The 19,218-nt window shown below is 57.8% G+C and carries 18 protein-coding genes; 12 read left to right on the top strand and 6 right to left on the bottom strand.

Going from position 1 to position 19,218, the window contains the following annotated elements; genetic code table 11:
* Window positions 1-108: 108 nt before the first annotated feature.
* Both LA5095_RS10530 and LA5095_RS10525 read left to right on the top strand, forming a co-directional pair.
* The gene (locus LA5095_RS10530; protein ID WP_055114715.1) at window positions 109-1,401 is read left to right on the top strand and encodes an oligosaccharide flippase family protein; all 1,293 of its coding nucleotides are present in this window, start codon (window positions 109-111) and stop codon (window positions 1,399-1,401) included.
* Window positions 1,391-2,521, top strand: coding sequence for a GNAT family N-acetyltransferase (locus tag LA5095_RS10525; protein WP_055114713.1), 1,131 nt, complete (start codon window positions 1,391-1,393; stop codon window positions 2,519-2,521). Before LA5095_RS10530 ends, LA5095_RS10525 begins: the two co-directional genes overlap by 11 nt.
* Before the next feature lie 13 nt (window positions 2,522-2,534).
* On the opposite strand, the gene LA5095_RS10520 is transcribed toward LA5095_RS10525, so the two are convergent.
* The 3 genes from LA5095_RS10520 to LA5095_RS32910 form a co-directional block, all read right to left on the bottom strand.
* Window positions 2,535-4,166 carry an AMP-binding protein gene (locus tag LA5095_RS10520; protein WP_055114711.1) on the bottom strand — a complete coding sequence of 544 codons (1,632 nt, stop codon included), beginning with the start codon at window positions 4,164-4,166 and terminating at the stop codon, window positions 2,535-2,537.
* 71 nt (window positions 4,167-4,237) lie between these two features.
* Window positions 4,238-5,164, bottom strand: a complete 927-nt coding sequence (gene xerD, locus LA5095_RS10515; protein WP_055114709.1) for a site-specific tyrosine recombinase XerD — start codon at window positions 5,162-5,164, stop codon at window positions 4,238-4,240.
* Between the two features lie 375 nt (window positions 5,165-5,539).
* Complete coding sequence (locus LA5095_RS32910; protein ID WP_172670721.1) at window positions 5,540-5,683, bottom strand: hypothetical protein; 144 nt, start codon at window positions 5,681-5,683, stop codon at window positions 5,540-5,542.
* 130 nt (window positions 5,684-5,813) lie between these two features.
* On the opposite strand from LA5095_RS32910, the gene LA5095_RS10510 reads away from it, so the two are divergent.
* The 3 genes from LA5095_RS10510 to LA5095_RS10500 are packed head-to-tail and all read left to right on the top strand — an operon-like array spanning window position 5,814 to window position 8,945.
* Window positions 5,814-6,461, top strand: a complete 648-nt coding sequence (locus tag LA5095_RS10510) for a shikimate kinase (protein WP_055114707.1) — start codon at window positions 5,814-5,816, stop codon at window positions 6,459-6,461.
* Window positions 6,462-6,492: 31 nt separating this feature from the next.
* A complete protein-coding gene (gene aroB, locus LA5095_RS10505) occupies window positions 6,493-7,635 on the top strand; it encodes a 3-dehydroquinate synthase (protein ID WP_055114705.1) in 1,143 nt (380 codons plus the stop codon).
* On the top strand, window positions 7,632-8,945 hold the full coding sequence (locus LA5095_RS10500) for an HlyC/CorC family transporter (RefSeq protein ID WP_055114704.1): 1,314 nt from the start codon (window positions 7,632-7,634) through the stop codon (window positions 8,943-8,945). The genes aroB and LA5095_RS10500 overlap by 4 nt, the downstream gene beginning before the upstream one ends.
* Before the next feature lie 9 nt (window positions 8,946-8,954).
* Here the strand turns inward: LA5095_RS10500 and LA5095_RS10495 are convergent, their stop codons facing one another.
* Window positions 8,955-9,257, bottom strand: coding sequence for a BolA family protein (locus tag LA5095_RS10495; RefSeq protein WP_055115567.1), 303 nt, complete (start codon window positions 9,255-9,257; stop codon window positions 8,955-8,957).
* A gap of 181 nt (window positions 9,258-9,438) precedes the next feature.
* Between LA5095_RS10495 and LA5095_RS10490 the strand changes: the two genes are divergently transcribed.
* From LA5095_RS10490 to LA5095_RS10475, 4 genes are all read left to right on the top strand, one after another.
* Window positions 9,439-10,029 carry a DnaJ domain-containing protein gene (locus LA5095_RS10490; RefSeq protein WP_055114702.1) on the top strand — a complete coding sequence of 197 codons (591 nt, stop codon included), beginning with the start codon at window positions 9,439-9,441 and terminating at the stop codon, window positions 10,027-10,029.
* 67 nt (window positions 10,030-10,096) lie between these two features.
* Complete coding sequence (gene cobS, locus LA5095_RS10485) at window positions 10,097-11,083, top strand: cobaltochelatase subunit CobS (RefSeq protein WP_029062587.1); 987 nt, start codon at window positions 10,097-10,099, stop codon at window positions 11,081-11,083.
* Window positions 11,084-11,090: 7 nt separating this feature from the next.
* Window positions 11,091-12,995, top strand: a complete 1,905-nt coding sequence (cobT, locus tag LA5095_RS10480; RefSeq protein WP_055114700.1) for a cobaltochelatase subunit CobT — start codon at window positions 11,091-11,093, stop codon at window positions 12,993-12,995.
* 14 nt (window positions 12,996-13,009) lie between these two features.
* Entirely contained in the window at window positions 13,010-14,050 is a 1,041-nt protein-coding gene (locus LA5095_RS10475) for an esterase-like activity of phytase family protein (protein ID WP_055114698.1), read from the top strand.
* A gap of 146 nt (window positions 14,051-14,196) precedes the next feature.
* Here the strand turns inward: LA5095_RS10475 and LA5095_RS10470 are convergent, their stop codons facing one another.
* Both LA5095_RS10470 and rpmB read right to left on the bottom strand, forming a co-directional pair.
* On the bottom strand, window positions 14,197-14,883 hold the full coding sequence (locus LA5095_RS10470; protein ID WP_055114696.1) for a queuosine precursor transporter: 687 nt from the start codon (window positions 14,881-14,883) through the stop codon (window positions 14,197-14,199).
* Window positions 14,884-14,906: 23 nt separating this feature from the next.
* The gene (rpmB, locus tag LA5095_RS10465) at window positions 14,907-15,203 is read right to left on the bottom strand and encodes a 50S ribosomal protein L28 (RefSeq protein ID WP_029062583.1); all 297 of its coding nucleotides are present in this window, start codon (window positions 15,201-15,203) and stop codon (window positions 14,907-14,909) included.
* A gap of 327 nt (window positions 15,204-15,530) precedes the next feature.
* Here rpmB and LA5095_RS10460 point away from each other — a divergent pair, with 327 nt between their 5' ends.
* From LA5095_RS10460 to LA5095_RS10450, 3 genes are all read left to right on the top strand, one after another.
* Complete coding sequence (locus tag LA5095_RS10460; RefSeq protein ID WP_208992639.1) at window positions 15,531-16,379, top strand: DUF3108 domain-containing protein; 849 nt, start codon at window positions 15,531-15,533, stop codon at window positions 16,377-16,379.
* Window positions 16,380-16,616: 237 nt separating this feature from the next.
* Window positions 16,617-17,576, top strand: coding sequence for an acetyl-CoA carboxylase carboxyltransferase subunit alpha (locus tag LA5095_RS10455; RefSeq protein ID WP_055115563.1), 960 nt, complete (start codon window positions 16,617-16,619; stop codon window positions 17,574-17,576).
* 356 nt (window positions 17,577-17,932) lie between these two features.
* Window positions 17,933-19,198, top strand: coding sequence for a L,D-transpeptidase family protein (locus LA5095_RS10450; RefSeq protein WP_055114694.1), 1,266 nt, complete (start codon window positions 17,933-17,935; stop codon window positions 19,196-19,198).
* The last annotated feature ends 20 nt before the right edge of the window (window positions 19,199-19,218 follow it).

Genomic DNA, 19,218 nt, shown 5'->3' with positions numbered 1-19,218 from the left:
ACGAAGCGTTTTCAAGACGCCACCTGGTTTCAGGGGCTCGGTAAGAGCATAGACCAACTCGGATTCCTCAAACGTGGAAGTCCTTCAGGCCAACAGACGGCAGGACGCATGGCAGTGTCCACGTTTGCCGTGCGTGTCGGCGGCGCTGCGTTGGCCTATCTGTCACAGATTGTCCTGGCACGTCTCCTGGGCGCACATGACTACGGCATCTATTCGGTTGCCTGGACGGTCGTGATCATTCTGGGCGTGATGGCCTGTGGGGGGTTTTCGACATCGGCCAGCCGGTTCATTCCCCAGTACCGCCAAGCCGGAGATCTTGCCGCGCTGCGCGGTTTCCTGAAGGCGAGCCGCCTGATTGCATTTCTGATAGGCATTGGCGCAGCTGTGATTGGAATCGGACTGGTCCACCTTTTGCGTCCGGCAATAGACCCTTCCTACAATCAGCCACTCATAATCGTGTTTCTGGCCCTGCCGTTTTTCGCGTTTGGCCTCGTACAGGACGGGATTGCCCGCAGTTACGACTGGCCTTCACTCGCAATGCTCCCAACCTACATCTGGAGGCCGCTTGCCATCCTTTTACTGCTGGTGGCCGCGGTCTTCGCCGGTCGGCCGGCCTCCGCGGAAACTGCGGCGTTTGTTGCCGTCGCGGCGACCTTGCTCGTGGCAGGATACCAGTATTTTCATCTCAGAAAACGCCTGCCGCAGCAGATCCCGCCCGGTCCGTCAAGGGTCGAGCTGAAATCATGGGTCGTGGTTTCCCTGCCAATGCTGATGGTGGAAGGCTTTCTCCAACTGATCACCAGTGCCGACGTGATCATGGTCAGTTTCTTCCAAAGTCCGGATGAGGTCGCTGTATACTTTGCTGCGTCACGAACATTGGCCCTGGTGCATTTCGTCTATTTCGCTGTCAGGGCAGCATCGGCACACCGTTTTTCCGCCTATACGCACAATCAGGACCTGAAAGGTCTGGCAACCTATACCCGGCAGGCGACGCTCTGGACTTTCTGGCCGTCTCTCTTGGCCGGTGCGGGTTTGCTGATTGTCGCTCCGCTGTTGCTGCGGCTATTCGGCAACGGTTTCGAAAGCGGTTATCCGTTGATCGCGCTCCTCATGATCGGCGTTCTGGCACGCGCGTCGGTCGGGCCGGCGGATGCATTGCTGTCCATGACCGGTCACCAGCGAACCTGCGCCGGCATATATGCCGTGACGTTTGTGTTCAACGTGCTGCTCAACCTGATATTCATACCACTGTTCGGGCTCGCCGGTGCCGCAATCGCGACCAGTTGCGCGATATTCCTTGAAGCGTCGGCGCTTGCCATTGCCGCGAAGAGGAAGCTGAATGTGACGACATTTGTTGTGCCCTTGATGTACTCGAGCAGAGGGCGCGCGGATGAAGACTGACGCCTCAGGCACATCAGCGATAGAAACTGTTTTCTTCGATCCGCTAGGCGAAAATACACCGGTCGAGGCCTGGCAGGCCCTGTGCGATGAAGCAGTTGATCCGAACCCGTTTTTCAACCCTTCATTCCTGCAGCCGTTCCTGAGGAACATGAGTGCGCGGAATATCCGCTTGTTGGCCTTGAGAGAGAGACCGACTGGCCGCTGGTTGATGGCCGCTCCCATCCGACGATGTCCGGCCGGGCTCGTTCTTCCGGTTGCCATGGTCTGGACGACGGAATATTCCCCGCTCGGAACGCCGCTAATGTCTCCGCAGGCCGACGATGAACAGGTAAAGACATTCGTCAACACGGCTGCCGGCGGTGCCGGCATTTTGGCCGTTCCGTTCTTGCCAATGGCTTCAGGCGTTGCAATGCGGTTGACGAAACTGGAGAACATGAACGTTGCGAAGACAGCCCGGTTTGAACGGGCAAGTCATGCAGGCGGGGACGAAGGCGAAAAACAGCTGGAAGACGCCTTCAAAGGCAAGCGTCGCAAGGAAATGCGCCGTCTCCTTCGCCGGCTCGAGGATCACGGAACCGTCAACCTGTCGAGAGTTACCGGGGCCAGGACACGCGAGTGTTTCGAACAGTTTCTTGAGCTTGAAGCGTCCGGATGGAAGGGGCGGGAGGAAACCGCGCTGGGCAGCAATCCGCAGACCGCGGCCTTTTCACGTGGCGTGATTGCTTCGTGCGCACATTCGGACAAAATCCGGATCGACGAACTGCGCGCAGGCGACAGTCTTATCGCGTCGCTCGTCTCATTTGTTGACGGCGGCTGTGTCTTTTCCTGGAAAATTGCGTTTGACGAGGGCTATGCGCGCTATTCGCCTGGTGCCCAGCTGGTTCTTCACACATTCCGGGAAAATCTGGCGCAATCCGGTTTCAGGTATGCGGACTCCCTTGCGGTTCCGGGACATTCGATGATCGAGCCTCTCTGGCGTGGCCGCCTGGAGATTGGGACGCTGCTGCTGGCCAGCCAGCCTCTGGGTGATCTGAAAAACAGTCTTTGCGCGGCGGATATGGCTTTCGAACGGAAACTCCGTCGGGTTGCTCGCACGATCAGGGCAAAGCTCAAATCCTGATGTAAAAATCCGGTCAGACTGTTTCGGAGCGTGCCAGTTCGCGCAGTTTTCTGCGGATCACCTTACCAGTGGTGGTCATGGGAAGGTCTTCGACAAATTCAATTTCACGGGGATATTCATGTGCTGACAAGCGGTCACGGACAAAGCCCCTGATATTGTCCTCAAGCCCAACGCTCTCGGCATTGTCAGGCCGCAGGACAACGTAGGCCTTGACGATCTCGGTGCGCAGCGGATCGGGTTTGCCGACGACGGCGGCCAGTGCGACAGCCGGATGCTTGATCAGGCAGTCTTCTATTTCGCCAGGACCAATCCGGTAACTTGCAGACGTTATGATGTCATCGTCACGGCCGACAAAATGTACATAGCCATCCTCATCCATCAGGCCCTGGTCGCCGGTGATCATCCAGTCTCCGATGAACTTTTCCTGCGTCGCCTCCGGCTTGTTCCAGTATTCCAGAAACATGACCGGGTCTGGTCTTCGTATGGCAATCTGGCCCAATGCTTCCGCCGGCAGCACGTTCCCACCGTCATCGATGATCGCGACGTCATGTCCAGGCGTTGCCTTTCCGATCGCGCCGGCTCTGGTAACACCAAGTGATGCTGCGGATCCCAGGACGGCGTTACATTCTGTCTGTCCGTAGAACTCGTTGACATGGAAGCCGAATTCTTCCGCGAACCAATCGTAGGTTTCCCTGCCGAGGGACTCGCCGGCCGACCCGACGCTGCGCCAGTTCAACGTGAATCGTTTCGCCGGATTATCAACGGCACGGAGCATTTTAAGGGCTGTCGGCGGTATGAACGCGTTCCTTATCCCCTGGCTTTCCAGCAAGTGAAATGCAAACTCCGGGTCGAATTTCCGCGACGCAAAAGAGACCACCGGAACGCCCAGTTTCAACGCCGGAAACAGCGCGTTCAACAGACCGCCCGCCCAGGCCCAGTCGGCAGGAGTCCAGAGGAGATCACCGGATCTGCCCAGAAAATTCTGGGAAAGTTCAATGCCCGGCATATGGCCAATCAGCACCCGGTGCCCGTGCAGCACGCCTTTGGGCTGGCCGGTCGTGCCGGACGTATAAATCATCAGGGCGGGGTCATCCGGGGTCGTTGCAAGTGTTTCAAATCGATCACTTGCCCTCTCGGCAAGAGCGTTGAACGACAGATCTTTCGAACCGGCTTCATCCACCGACACAACAAATTCCAGATCGGGCAGGTCGTCGCGTATTTCGTCGAGCTTTTCCAAACCCGCGGCATCGGTGAAAAGGACCCTGGCGCCGGAATCGGATAATCTGTACCGCAGTGCATCCTGCCCGAAGAGGGCCGAGAGAGGCACCGCGATTGCACCGAGTTTATAGGCAGCCAAATGCGCAATAGCAGTCGGCGGGCATTGCGGCAAAAGCAGTGCAACGCGGTCACCAGGGCGAATTCCGAGAGACCTGAACGCGTTTGCAAGCCGATTGGCGACCCGGTTCAGCGCCTGATGTGTCCAATCTTCGGCGGTTCCGTTTGTATGGATATGCCGGATTGCAAGCCGCTGAGGATCGCTTGCAGCCCACGCATCGCTGACCACACCCGCCACATTGTATGTATCAGGCAGCGACCACTGGAAGCGGGTTTTCAGCGTGTCATAATCGCCGGCAGGCTGCAGCATATTCCAGATCCGATGCTATTTTTTTAGGCACGGACTTTAAGACCGGGATTGCTGCAGTGCAATAGGGCGTCTTATTCGCGCTGCGCCAGCGGATGCGCGCTTTCAACCAGTTCGCGGAGGCGCTCGTCCAGAACATGCGTGTAGATCTGTGTCGTGGAGATGTCCGCGTGGCCCAGCAGTTGCTGAACAACACGCAGATCAGCCCCATTTTGAAGAAGATGAGATGCGAAGGCGTGTCGAAGCACGTGCGGCGATACCTTGGTGGCATCCAGCCCGGCCTTGGTTGCGAGATCCTTCAGTTCACGGGCGAAATGCTGTCTGGTCAAGTGACCACTGTTTCCGTGCGAGGGAAACAACCAGGGGCTTTTCTCAAAGGCACCTTCGGCTGAACGAAGACCGACATAGTCTTTCATGGCGGCCTGTGCTGCATGCGACAAAGGCACGAGGCGTTCCTTGCCACCCTTGCCCTTGATTTCGATCAGTCGCGTGTCGCGCAAGGCGGCCCTGACGGGAAGTGCTACCAGTTCCGATACGCGCAGTCCTGTCGCATAGAGCACCTCGATCAACGTATACATCCGCTGGGCCCGAAGTCGTGCCGCTGCGCTGCGCTGAGGAGTTTCCGTCTCCACTCTCGCGCACTCGATCAACCTGTCGACTTCGTCCATCGACATGACCTTCGGCAAACTGCCGCGCTTTTTGGGAGCAGACAATGTGCGCGTCGGGTCGTCCTGGCGAATGCCTTCGGAATAGAGAAACTTGAAGAACTGCTTCAGGGCCGACAAGCGTCTGGCCTGGGAGGTTTCTGCAAAGCCTCGCCTGGTCAGATCACTCAGATAGGCGGAAACATCGCTGCTTTGGGCGTCTGCGATCTTTTTTCCGCCGAGAAAGCCGGAAAAGTCCTCAAGGTCCCGCCGGTAACCGTCGAGCGTATTGTCTGCCGCCCCCCTTTCGGCGGCGAGCATTTCCAGAAAGTTCTCCAGGTCGAAGCCGGTTGCCATTTGTTCAGATCCTAGGTCACGCCTTCGCAAATGAGACTGAAACGGTGGAGGTATTTTTTGTCCGCAAGAACGGCCATTTTCAATTTGGACGCCCAAACATAAAATGGCTAAGTTCTTGGTTGGGTCCGACCACCGACGGAATACCGGTTCTCACCATTCCTGACACTGCCGGAAGTGTAAGCTTGCAGGAAACTGTCCGGTTTTCAAGCGCTTGCAGCCCCTTTGTCCGGCAAATTCACACCATCGCAAGGCACGGCCAGAACCGCCTGGATCTGCCGGATCAGTCCGCTTTTACCAGGGCAGGCACACTTCGTGCTTCGTCTGGCGGAAGTTCCTTGTATCCGGCGCTTACAACTTCATTTGCGGGTGTGAGACCTAGCGTCCGAATCCGTCCTTTTTTACTCTGACGGTGATTTCCCGCTCACGCGGATCGACGAAATTTGCCAAGGCATAGATTGCGCCATAGCCAAGCGCGCCAAGCAGAATCAGCACAAGCAACAGGCGGGTCAGGGTCGGCAAATGTGATCTCCCGGGCGAATCGAATACCGGATTGTTTCAAAAACGCAGCGGCAAGCGCAAGGCTCGCAAAGAATTTCGCTGACGATGTTCCACGACGTGTCTTTTTTAGCGAATATGTTACAACGCAGCCATGACTGAAAACGACAAGACACGGGACTTGAACGTGCATACCGCAGGACTGAATGCAAAATCGGTAGATCCCGACCGGCTCGTCGCAGCGCTCGGTTCCCGGTCGATCGTGCTCGTCGGCATCATGGGATGCGGAAAATCAACAGTCGGCAAGCGGCTTGCGCAGCGACTCGGCCTTGAGTTTATCGATGCTGACTCCGAGATAGAACGCGCAGCCAACATGACGGTTTCCGAAATTTTTGCGGCACATGGCGAGCCATATTTCCGCAGCGGTGAAGAGCGGGTTATCGCCAGGCTTCTCGGAGAAGGGCCTCAGGTTCTTGCGACGGGTGGCGGCGCATTCATGAGCGAAACGACCCGAACCGAGATTTCGGAACACGGTTTGTCGGTCTGGCTTAAAGTGGACTTTGATACAGTCATGGCGCGGGTCAGGCGGCGTGCAACCCGGCCTTTGCTCCAAAATGCGGATCCGGAAGGAACGATGCGTCAGTTGCTCGACGAGCGGGAGCCGGTTTATGCAACAGCAGCGCTGACGGTAACATCCAAGGATGTTCCCCACGATGCGGTCGTGGATCAGATCATTGTCGCCATGGCTGCTTATCTACTTCAACGTGAGGACACATTGACCTCATCGACGCCTCATACCTGATTTCATACCCGACACCTGGACTTTCGACCACATGGCAGACACGATCGCGGCACCGGCCACATCAGACAGAAATACAGTGCGCGTTGACCTTGATACGCGCAGTTATGACATCAAGATCGGCCGGGGACTGATTGAGACAGCAGGTGCCGAAATAGTGTCTGTTCTGCCGGGGGCACGTCTTTGCGTGATTGCCGACAAAACCGTCGCCGGGCTGCATCTGGACGCCTTTTCAACCAGTCTGGACGCAGCAGGCATCGTGCACACCGTGCTGACGGTTCCTGCTGGCGAATCCACCAAGTGCTTTCGCGAGTTCGAACGGCTGTGCGATGACGTCCTGGCCACCCGCCTCGAACGCGGCGATGCAATTGTCGCGCTGGGTGGTGGCGTCGTCGGCGACCTGGCGGGGTTCGTGGCGTCCGCAACCCGTCGTGGAATGGCTTTCGTTCAGGTGCCGACCACATTGCTGGCGCAGGTGGACAGCTCGGTGGGCGGCAAGACCGGTATCAACTCGCGGCACGGCAAGAACCTGATCGGCGCCTTCTATCAACCGGTTCTCGTGCTGGCAGATACAGCAGTGCTCGACACGCTTCCAATACGAGATTTCCGGTCCGGTTACGCCGAGGTTGCCAAATACGGATTGTTGGGCGACGCGGATTTTTTCGATTGGCTGGAGGTCAACTGGAAAGCCATCTTTGCAGGTGGTCCGGAAAGAGATGAAGCCGTTGCACGATCCTGCCAGGCGAAAGCGGACATTGTTGCCGCCGATGAACTTGAAGCAGGCCAGCGTGCTCTTCTCAATCTCGGACACACTTTCGGTCATGCGCTTGAGTCGGCGGTTTCCTATGAAACCGAGCGCCTTGTACATGGTGAAGGCGTATCCATCGGCACAATGCTCGCTCACGAGTTCTCGGCGCGGCTCGGCCTGATCGGTGAAGACACCGTAATGCGGGTACACAGGCATCTCACCGCTGTGGGACTTCCTGTCAGGTTACAAGACATACCGGGCCAGCTCCCTGGCGCCGAGACCTTCATGGATATCATTGCCCAGGACAAGAAAGTCAGCCGGGGTTCGCTGACTTTTATTTTGACGCGCGGGATCGGACATGCCTTCGTTGAAAAGGGTGTCGACCCCGCTATCGTAACTGAATTCCTCAAGGAGAAACTCGAACCATGATGGAATCGGCTCTTTGGCTGGCGATCGCCGCCATCTTCGTGCTCCTGTTCCTGTCAGGTTTCTTTTCCGGCTCGGAAACGGCGCTGACCGCGGCGTCCAGAGCCCGTATGCACCAGCTGGAGAAGACCGGAGACTGGCGCGCTCGCGTGGCCAGCCGCCTGATCGCCTCCCGTGAGCGGCTGATCGGCGCTCTTCTGCTAGGCAACAACCTCGTCAACATTCTCGCCTCAGCTCTGGCGACTACCGTATTCCTGTCGCTCTTCGGAGAGGCGGGGGTCGCCATCGCAACGCTTGTCATGACGGCACTCGTGCTGATTTTTGCCGAGGTCCTGCCCAAGACCTGGGCCATTTCCAATCCGGAACGCTTCGCTCTGATGGTAGCGCCCATCGTGCGCATCGTCGTGGCCGTCTTTGGCCCCGTAGTCGTCGGCGTGGAGTGGATTGTCCGTCATATCCTGAGGTTCGCCGGTGTTCAGATCGGCGCAGATGCATTCATATTGTCCGCCCACGATGAATTGCGCGGAGCGGTTGATCTTCAGCATATCGAAGGTGGGCTTGAAAAGGGTGAACGCGACCGTCTGGGCGGATTGCTGGATCTTGCCGAACTGGAAGTCTCCGACGTGATGGTCCACCGGACCAACATGCTGGCTTTGAATGCGGACGAGGATGCCGCGAAACTGGTCAACTCGGCGCTTGCGGCTCCCTATACACGCTTGCCGCTCTGGCGCGGTGAAAGTGACAACTTCGTCGGGGTTCTGCACGCAAAAGATCTGCTTAGGGCTCTCCATGCAGCAGGTGGGGATGCGGCAAAGATCAACATACTCGACATTGCATCCCCCACCTGGTTCGTTCCCGATACGACCAGCCTGCAGGATCAACTGAACGCGTTTTTGCGGCACAAGTCGCATTTCTCGCTCGTTGTCGACGAGTATGGCGAAGTGATGGGCCTGGTCACGCTTGAGGATATTCTGGAAGAAATCGTCGGCGAGATTGCCGACGAGCATGACCTTGAGCTTGAGGGTCTGCGTCCGCAGGCAGACGGCTCGGTGATCGTCGACGGGTCGGTTCCGATCAGGGATCTCAACCGTGCCGCGGACTGGAGCCTTCCGGACGACGAGGCAACGACAATCGCCGGACTGGTGATTCACGAAGCCAGAATGATCCCGGAAGAGCGCCAGATCTTCACGTTCCACGGCTTCCGCTTTACCGTGCTGCGGCGCGAAAAAAACCGGATCACGCGTCTGCGCATCATGCCGCTCGGTCAGCCGCGCGTCGCTACAAGCGGCGAATCGTCGCGGGTTCCTGCCTAGAAGCGATGATCAACCCTGTCCGGCCACGCGCGCTGCGCGCGGATCCGGCTCATCCGGTGTCCGGATTTCCAGAGCCAGCGCGTGGACGCTGTCGGCAAGTTCCTCGGCCAGAATTTCATGGATGGCCCGGTGACGGGCAACACGGTTCATGCCCTCAAAGGCTTTCGCGGAAATCTGGACCCGGAAATGTGTCTCGCCGCCTTCGCGCCAACCGCCGTGCCCCCTGTGGTTTTCGGACTCGTCGATCACATTCAGATAATCCGGTGAAAACTCTGCCGTCAGTTTGGCGGAAATCGTGTCTTTTGTGCTCATGATCCTCAACGTGTGACCGGAGTTTTCAAAGTCAAGTCTTTGCTGGCACAGTCGCGACTGATATGGTGTCGGGCTGTTTGAGACCTGAATGAATCGGAACCCGGAAATTAACTTTGGACACCGGGGAAATGCAACACCCAGCGGCTTGTCCGCGATCTGATAGAACTCGATATTCGACCGCATGAAACTGGAATCAAAACTCTTCGACAGTATTAGAGTGAAGCCCGACAAGGAGCGCGCGGCGCAGGACAAGCATCCTGTGTGCGAGCATCCGGGCTGCAAGCGTCCCGGTATGCACCGGGCGCCAAAGGGCCGCGACCGGGAAGGGGAATATTTCAATTTCTGCGTCGACCACGTACGCGAGTACAACAAGTCCTATAACTACTTCATGGGAATGGGTGACGATGACGTCCGGTCCTATCAAAAGGACAGTCTGACAGGTCACCGGCCTACCTGGCAGATGGGCGTCAACAAGCAGGCCGCCGATGGCCCCGACGGGTACGACCCGCGCGCCAATATGCGCAATAATGCGCAGCAGCGCGCGGAACAGGTGCGCAGACCGCGCCAAAGAAAACTACTAACGCTTGAAAAACGTTCCCTGGATGTGCTCAATCTGCCTAACACAGCCCGTGGCGCCGAGATAAAAGCGCGCTATAAGGAGCTTGTAAAACTCAACCATCCGGACGCCAATGGCGGTGACCGATCTTCTGAAGACCGACTGCGGGAGATCATCCAGGCCTACAACGTCCTGAAAAAAGCCGGTTTCCTTTAAGCCTGCAGGGTCCTGCCGGCTTTTCCCAAATGATCCTGCCCGAATATTCCGGGGCAGCGGAGGACTGATGACTGAGACGACGACTGCGGCCATGGCCATGCCGGACACTGAAGTTTCTGTAGAAGAGGTTTTCGGATTCAAGTCCAGCCTCAAGGTACCGGCATTTTCCACGCCGTCCGAGCATGTGCCGGAGCGCGACGAGGATTATCTGTTCGACCGAGCAACAACGCTGGCGATCCTTGCGGGGTTCGCGCATAACCGGCGCGTTATGGTGACCGGTTATCACGGCACCGGTAAATCGACCCATATCGAGCAGGTTGCCGCCCGCCTGAACTGGCCCTGTATCCGCGTCAACCTCGACAGCCACATCTCGCGTATCGATCTTGTCGGCAAGGACGCCATCGTCATCAAGGACGGACAGCAGGTCACCGAATTCAAGGATGGTATCCTGCCCTGGGCGTACCAGCACAATGTCGCGCTTGTGTTCGATGAATATGACGCCGGACGGCCGGACGTTATGTTCGTGATCCAGCGTATCCTGGAGTCTTCGGGCCGCCTGACATTGCTGGACCAGAGCCGCGTCATTCGGCCTCACGGTGCGTTCCGCCTGTTCTCGACGGCGAATACGGTCGGCCTCGGCGATACGTCCGGCCTCTATCACGGCACGCAGCAGATCAACCAGGCCCAGATGGACCGCTGGTCGATCGTGACCACGCTCAACTATCTGCCTCACGACAACGAGGTCGATATCGTCTTGTCCAAGGCAAAGCACTTCCAGACCGACGAAGGAAGAAACACCATCTCGAAGATGGTTCGCCTTGCCGATATGACCCGCAACGCTTTCGTCAATGGCGACCTGTCGACCGTGATGAGCCCGCGTACGGTCATCACCTGGGCGGAAAACGCCGAAATCTTCGGTGATGTCGGATTTGCCTTCCGCCTCACCTTCCTCAACAAGTGCGACGATATGGAACAGTCCCTTGTCGCTGAATTCTACCAGCGCTGTTTCGGGGAAGATCTGCCGGAATCCTCTGTCAATGTCGTGATGAGCTGAGAAACCCATGGCACCGCGCCCCGGTCACAATACACTTCCGGGCAACAAGCCCGCGCCGTCGACCGAACCTTTCAAGCAGTCGGTCAGCGGAACAATGCGGGCGATTGCTGGAGATGCGGAACTTGAGGTGGTGTTCTCAGGTGATCGCCCGGGACTGAGCGGTCAGACCGCCCGTCTGCCGGAGCCCTCTCGCAAGCTCAATGCGCGGGATGTCGCCGTTACACGGGGACTATCGGATTCCATGGCTCTTCGCATGGCCTGTCATGACAAGGCAGTGCACTCGAAAAACATGCCGCAGGGTTCTGATGCCAGAGCCATTTTCGAAGCCGTGGAGCAGGCGCGCTGCGAGGCGGTCGGCGCGCGGCGGATGCAGGGTGTTGCCGAGAACCTTGCCGTCATGCTGGACGACAGGTTCCGCAAGTCGGGAGCTCCGGACATTTCAAGCCGGGAGGAAGCCCCGCTTCAGGATGCCCTTTCCATGATCGTTCGCGAACGCCTGACCGGTGCACCTCCACCGGAGAGTGCGGCGAACCTGGTCGACATGTGGCGCGGCTGGGTCGAGGAGAAGGCTGGCGAGGAACTGGATCTGCTGAGGACCGAGGTTGAAGATCAGAATTCGTTCGCCTCGCGCCTCAGAGATGTTCTCAAATCGCTTGATATGGGCGATGAACTTGGCGATCAGGATCAGGACAGCGACCCTGATCAGAACGAAGACCAGGGCAACAACGAGGAAGCCGAAACCGGCGACGACGAAAACGACACCGGCGAACAGGAAGCCGCCCCGCAGGAGATGGAGCTTTCCGGCGAGGAGCAGGAAGCGGGGGAAACCGAAGCCGCTGACATCGATATGGAAGACTTCGCCGAACAGGACATGGCGGAGGATTCGGAAGAGCCGGGTGAGAACGACAGGCAGGACACGCCCTTTTCCAATCGTCCTGAAACGGATTACCGGGTATTCACACATCAGTTTGATGAAACGGTCACTGCTGAAGAATTGTGTGACACGGCTGAACTGGACCGGTTACGCGGTTTTCTCGACAAGCAGCTCACGCATCTCCAGGGCGCTGTCGCCCGCCTTGCGAACCGCCTGCAGCGCAAGCTGATGGCGCAGCAGAACCGCGCATGGGATTTCGACCTGGAAGAGGGACTGCTCGATACGGCACGGCTGACACGTGCAGTCACCGATCCGATGTCACCTCTTGCCTTCAAGCAGGAGCGCGATACCAACTTCCGAGATACCGTGGTCACCCTGCTGCTTGACAATTCCGGCTCCATGCGCGGGCGTCCGATCACGGTCGCAGCGACATGTGCTGATATCCTTGCGCGCACGCTGGAGCGCTGCGGCGTGAAGGTGGAAATTCTGGGCTTTACGACAAAGGCATGGAAAGGCGGTCAGTCGCGCGAGAGCTGGATCGGTGCGGGCAAACCGCCGACCCCTGGCCGGCTGAACGATCTGCGGCATATCATTTACAAGTCTGCAGACGCGCCATGGCGCCGGGCGCGGCGTAACCTCGGCCTCATGATGCGTGAAGGCCTCTTGAAGGAAAACATCGACGGTGAAGCGCTGTTGTGGGCGCATGACCGTCTGCTCGCCCGTCAGGAACAACGCCGCATCCTGATGATGATTTCCGACGGGGCGCCGGTGGATGATACGACCCTGTCGGTCAATCCTGGCAACTATCTGGAACGCCACCTGCGCTACGTTATCGAGGAAATCGAAACCCGGTCACCTGTCGAGTTGATTGCGATCGGCATCGGGCATGATGTCACCCGCTACTACCGTCGGGCCGTGACGATCGTGGATGCGGAAGAACTGGCCGGTGCCATGACAGATCAGCTTGCGGATCTGTTCGACGACGAGGTCCAGCAGGATCATCAGAACCGCGGCAGGCGCCGCGGTGGCCGACGATAGGTTCTGAAGAGACCATGGCGCGTCGGTTGCCGAATTTCAGTTCCTGTTTTGCTCTGGTGCTGACTGCATTCGTTGCTGTGTGGGTTGCGGACACGCCTGTCGCCCTGGCGCAGGAGATCTTGAGTGAAGGTCGGTCTGTCAAGGCGCGGACGAAGATCATAGAGACGTTTCACATAGGTCATGACGACACAAAATTCGGAGCGCTGACATTTCTTGGTGGTCTGGAGCTTCTGGCCTCCGACAGGAAAATCGGCGGCCTTTCCGGACTTCTCAGCCTTGATGATGGCAACGCCTTTCTTGCGGTGACGGACAATGGCCACTGGGTCAGCGGTGCGATCAAGCAAACGACGGATGGCAAACCAGTTGATATCAGTGAAATCCGCTTCACCCCTCTACTGGGAACCGACGGCAAGACGCTTCAGGCCAGATGGGGTCATGACACGGAAGCGCTGACACTGTCGGAATCGGGTCTTTATGTCTCTGCGGAAACCAAGAATGCGATCTACCACTATCCCTGGCCGCTGATCACTGGCAAGGAGCGTATGATCGGCGAGGTCAATCTGCCGGACGAGATTCGCGCACTGCCTCGCAATACCGGCCTTGAATCGCTCACCGCAGCACCGGATGACAGCGCGTTGACCGGCAAACTGATTGCCATTGCGGAATCGAGCCAGAGCGACGCCCACGACCTATCTGCCTATATCGTCGGGCCGAACGGTGTCGAAGGTTTTTCCATCAAGCGGAGCAACCGTTTTGATGCGACCGACGCGGCCTTTCTGCCGGACGGTGGCCTCATCCTGATGGAGCGGAGATTCAATCTGCGTGACCTGATCGGACTGCGTCTGAGACGCATTGACGGGGCGGCGATCAAACCCGGTGCGGTGCTTGAGGGCAAAGTCATCCTGGAAGCGGATTTCAAGTACCAGATCGACAATATGGAAGCCTTAGCCGTTCACCAGAATTCCAAAGGAGAGACGATCCTGACACTTCTGTCGGACAATAACCGGTCGATCTTGCAGCGCACGGTTTTCCTGCGGTTCAGGCTGGAGGAATGATCCGACACCGGTTGGCAAACCAGCCGTATTTCGAAGCGTGAGTGGCAAAAAGTATAAAACAGCTATTCATTTTTGAAACTAGATAGCGACTCAATCAATTGATTTTAAATAAAAAAACAGCTTGAAGCGCATTTTGAATTCAGCATCTACGCCGCTGTACCATTCGGAACAGGCCTGAAGATATTCAGGATGATCCTGTAGGGGGCCAGCAAGGCGAGGGCCACGAGGATCTTGACCATCAGGTCACCGACCGCGAGCGACATCCAGAGGAGAACCTCTGTTTCCCCGCCAATGCCGAGGAACGGGACCGGGAAGGCCAGCGAGCCGTCCTCCATGCCGAACAGGCTGTCGACAAAAGCAAAGCTTGCGGAAAAGGCGATGCCGAAGAACAGCAGCGTGTCGATGACGGAGCCGATCAGCGAGGACGCCATCGGTGCCTTCCACCACGTCAGGCGGCGCAGCTTGTCGAAGATCGTGACATCAAGCAGCTGGGCGACAAGAAACGCGGTGCCGGAAGCAATCAGGATGCGGGGGGTGGTGAAGGCCTCGTCGACAGCCCAGAAAATCATCGGAACGACAATTGCCAGGATGAAGCCGGAAACAACGACCTTGCGGGCCGCGACAGGGCCGAAACGTCGGTTGGTCAGATCCGTGACCAGAAACGCGATGGGGTACGTGAACGCACCCCAGGTGAGCGTATCGGCCAGGTTAATACCACCGACAACATGCTCGACAGGGAACTGCACCAGGTAATTGGAGGCTGCAACGACAAGCGCCATCGCGAGAATCGCGATGGCGTGATGGCCCGCAGAGAAGCTCCGGGTATCCGTCATTTCAATTGCCCCAAAGGGTTGGATCAGGCAGCGGCGGCGTCAGCCTGCTTGCGCTTGATGCTGACCTTGATCTTGCGGGCAGCGCCGGAGAGCTGGTCGTCGGATGCCTTCAGAAGGTATGCGTCCAGACCGCCACGGTGCTCAACAGAGCGCAGGGCGTGGGCGCTGACACGCAGCTTGAAGCTCTCGCCAAGGGATTCGCTCATCAAAGAGACGTTGCACAGGTTCGGCAGAAACCTGCGGCGGGACCTGTTGTTTGCGTGAGAGACGTTGTTGCCTGTCATCACATCTTTGCCGGAAAGTTCGCAACGGCGTGCCATGATATCACCTTTTGTTTTCGCGGCCGGGCCGTTACATGGAACCCGGCATGTCCAAACCGGAACCGGCGCGGACCTGAGGTCCGGCGACATCGTCTCCGGCATTTCTCGGAAAAAGTTGCCCCGCTATAATGGCAGCTCGCGCCAACGTCAAGACATCTCCTGCCCATTGGCATGATTCTGTGGTTTTATTTATGCCAAGTTCAGATGTTAACCTCTGAGTTACCATAATTTAGAATGATTGACTGCGTTCGGCAGGTGATTTTCATGCTAAGGTTGGCTTGGCGGAACATTGTTGGCGTGGGGGCGTTGTTCACTGCCGGAGGGGCAGTGCGGAGGTTTGTTAAAGTGATTGGTCTGACGTCATTCGGGCGCCTCGTCGTCCTCCCATTGCTGGCAGGTGCGCTGTTTGTCGCGCCTGCGGAAGCCAAAAAGAACGGTGTCGGCGGGGTTTATTCAATCTCTCTGGCCGGTTTCAAGATCGGGCGCGGCACGCTGTCGCTTGTCATGCAGGGGAACGCCTATTCGGCCAAGGTTACGGTCGCTCCTGCTGGGATAGGCACGTTGTTTTCGACCGGCAAGGGCGGTGCCGAAGCCTCGGGCTGGCTCGTCGGCTCCAAGGTCGTCCCGTCCAAGTACAGGATGGCGTCCCACGCGTCCAATCTCGATTTTTACGTCAATCTGAACCAGGGATCGCGCAATATCCGCTCCATGGAAGTTGCGCCGCAGTTCAAACCGAATCCGGAACGGGTCAAGATCACCAAGCGCCACAAACGCAACGCGATCGATCCGCTCAGCGCGGCCCTGATGCCCGTCAGACGGTCCAAGGACAGCTTCGGACCGAAGGCCTGTTCCCGTAAATTGCCGATTTTCGACGGCTGGACCCGTTTCGATATCAAACTGAGTTTTGAAGGCACAAAAGAAGTCTCCGGCAGGGGCTACGACGGAACCGTGGTTGTTTGCAAGGCGCGATGGGTACCCGTTGCCGGTCACCGTCCGTCCAAGGAATCCGTCAAGTATATGGCGAAGGCCAATATGGAAGTCTGGATTGCTCCTATGGGACGGGACAACGTGCTGGTCCCTTATCGTATCGCAATCGACACCAAGAATGGACGACTGCTGGTGGAAGCCAGCAAGCTTACGATAGACGGTGCCGGTAGCGATCAGGCTGCCAGGTAGTTCACACCTCATCCTCGTGCGTGCGTGAATATGTTGCCGCGCGCACTTTCTCATGCTTCGGGAATGTTCTGGTATCTGGAATTGTCCGAGAGGTTCAGGCGGAGACTTGCGCCCTCTTGCGTCTCTTGATACAGCGCTCCACATTACGCCATCTGGGTGTGGAAACACCTTTGTAACAGATTTCCGGACCGGTCGATCAACAGCCGGCGGGTCGGGATGTTTCGGGTAAACAAGTACATGCACAGCTATCTGGAGTTCGAAAAACCCGTCGCGGATATTGAAGGCAAGATCCAGGAACTGCGGGCAATCGCAGCGGAAGATGGTGAAGCAGTCAATGTCGACGGCGAAATCGAGCGGCTCAACACCAAGTCCGCCCAGACCCTTCAGGACCTTTACTCCAAGCTGACCCCCTGGCAGAAAACGCTGGTTGCCCGGCACCCGGACCGGCCGCATGCGGTCGATTATGTTGCCGGACTTGTTGAAGATTTCACGCCTCTGGCCGGCGACCGCAAATTTGCCGAGGATCATGCGCTCATCGCCGGGATCGGGCGCTTTCGCGGCCAGTCTGTTGCCATTCTCGCCCAGGAGAAAGGCCACGACACCGAAACCAGGCTGAAGCATAATTTCGGCATGGTCCGTCCCGAGGGATACCGGAAAGCAGTCAGGATCATGGAACTGGCGGAACGCTTCGGTATTCCGCTGTTGAGCTTCGTCGACACGTCCGGTGCCTATCCGGGGCGCGGCGCTGAAGAGCGCGGCCAGTCCGAGGCAATTGCGCGGTCCACCGATATCGGTCTTGGCCTCGGTGTGCCGTCGGTCGCCGTTGTCATCGGGGAAGGCGGATCGGGAGGCGCGATCGCGATCGCGACCGCCAACAAGGTGCTCATGATGGAGCACGCCATTTATTCGGTCATTTCGCCGGAAGGCGCAGCGTCCATCCTGTGGCGGGACAGCGCCAAGGCGCAGGATGCTGCAACTGCGCTCAAAATCACGGCCCAGGACCTTAAGCAGCTTGGTGTGATCGACGACATTATCGTCGAGCCGGTGGGCGGTGCGCACCGTGCGCGCGAAATCGTGATCGATACTGCCGGCAAGTCAATCGAAGCCGCTCTTGAGGAATTGTCGGGCCTCGAACCGGAAGAAATCCGCAAGCAAAGGCGCGAAAAATTCGTCGCGATCGGGCGAACCCTTTCCTAGGGCTCCGGTTTCCAAATGCGTCAACAACAGACATCAGGTATCTCCTGAAGTGCCTTAATTCACGGGAATGTCAGAAGAATTACAGGTACGCTGGCAGATTTTGCGGCCGCGTTTGCCTTGCTGTGGCCAGATTCTGCCTGCATTCAGGCACATATGAGGCATTCAGGTGGTCGTCTGCCGAAGATATTTTTATTTATCACCGGAATTTGCTTCGCGAGGGCAGGCGGGTTTCAGTAACTTATCGTCAACTAACATTCCCTAGCCTTGCGCGGGGGCAAGACGCAGGAAACCTTGTCGAAGCTGACGCAAGCCATTTGCCGCAGCTTTTCGGTTTCCGATCAGTTTGGGAAAGTAACATGGTCTTTGGGCGCCTATCGAAATCGCCAGCCGGACTGTACCCGGGTTCACGCCGCAGGAGCGGCCGCGCGGCATCAAGGGCCGGCGCGCTGGTTTTGGCAGCCGGTGTTCTGGCCGCGTGTCAGGCCGACGAGTTCGGCGCCGGACCCAAGCATCTGCGTCCCGTCAGCGAATCCATCAAGCGCAAGATGACCGATCTCAACATGAGTTCGACGTCGCCGATCATGATCCGTATCTTCAAGGAAGAGTCCGAACTTGAAGTCTGGAAGCAGACCCGGACGGGTAAATTCAAGCTTCTGGACGAATTCGAGATCTGCAAGTGGTCCGGCAAACTCGGTCCGAAATTCAAGGAAGGCGACCGTCAGGCTCCGGAAGGTTTCTATGAGATCACGCCGGCGCTCATGAATCCGAATTCGAGCTACCATCTGGCTTTCAATCTCGGTTACCCGAACAAGTATGACCGCTCGCACGGGCGCACAGGGTCGCATCTGATGGTGCACGGCGCGTGCTCCTCGCGCGGGTGCTATGCCATGACCGATGAGCAGGTGGAAGACATCTACGCTCTCGCCCGCGAGAGCTTCAAGGGCGGACAGCGCTCTTTCCAGGTACAGGCATTTCCGTTTCGCATGACGCCGGAAAACATGGCGCGCCACCGCGACAACGATCATCTTGGCTACTGGAACATGTTGAAGACCGGCTATGACCATTTCGAGGTCACCAAGACGCCGCCAAAGGTCTCTGTTTGCGAAAAGAAATATGTCTTTGACGCGACAACACTGGTCGAGGGCGTTCCCTTCCGGGCCAGCGCCAAGTGCCCGGAATACCAGGTAAGCCCGCGCATTGCATCTGCCGTTGCCTCAAAGCAACGCAAGGACGACCAGAAATTCCAGCAGCTTGCTGCAAAGTTCGATGCGCGTGACGAACGTCAGCAGCGTTGGGAAAATCGCTCCAACCGCCTTGCGACGGCGCTCGGTGGCGGTACGGAGGAAACCGGTATCACGACGGCTGCGATTCCATCGGGCGAGCAATCGGCCACGAATGAGGAAGCAACAGCCGCGGTTGCGGGCGCCGGTAACCCGGCAGCGCCGCAAGCAGATGCCACCGGTACTGCCGTTGAAACGGCGTTCGCGCCACAGAAGAAGTCCGGTGGCAGTGCGACTGGAAGGTTCTTGAAACGTTGGGTTCCGTTCGGACCGAAAGCGACCGAGGAAGAAGGTCTCGTCGGACCGATCACCACGGATGTGGTGCCGGGCGCCAAGCCCTGACCTCAACGGTCACGGCTGGA

Origin of the sequence: Roseibium album (assembly GCF_001404515.1) — a bacterium.
Classification (GTDB): domain Bacteria; phylum Pseudomonadota; class Alphaproteobacteria; order Rhizobiales; family Stappiaceae; genus Roseibium; species Roseibium album.
Note: the sequence above shows the minus strand (reverse complement) of the source record. Positions and strands in the feature narration are given on the sequence as shown.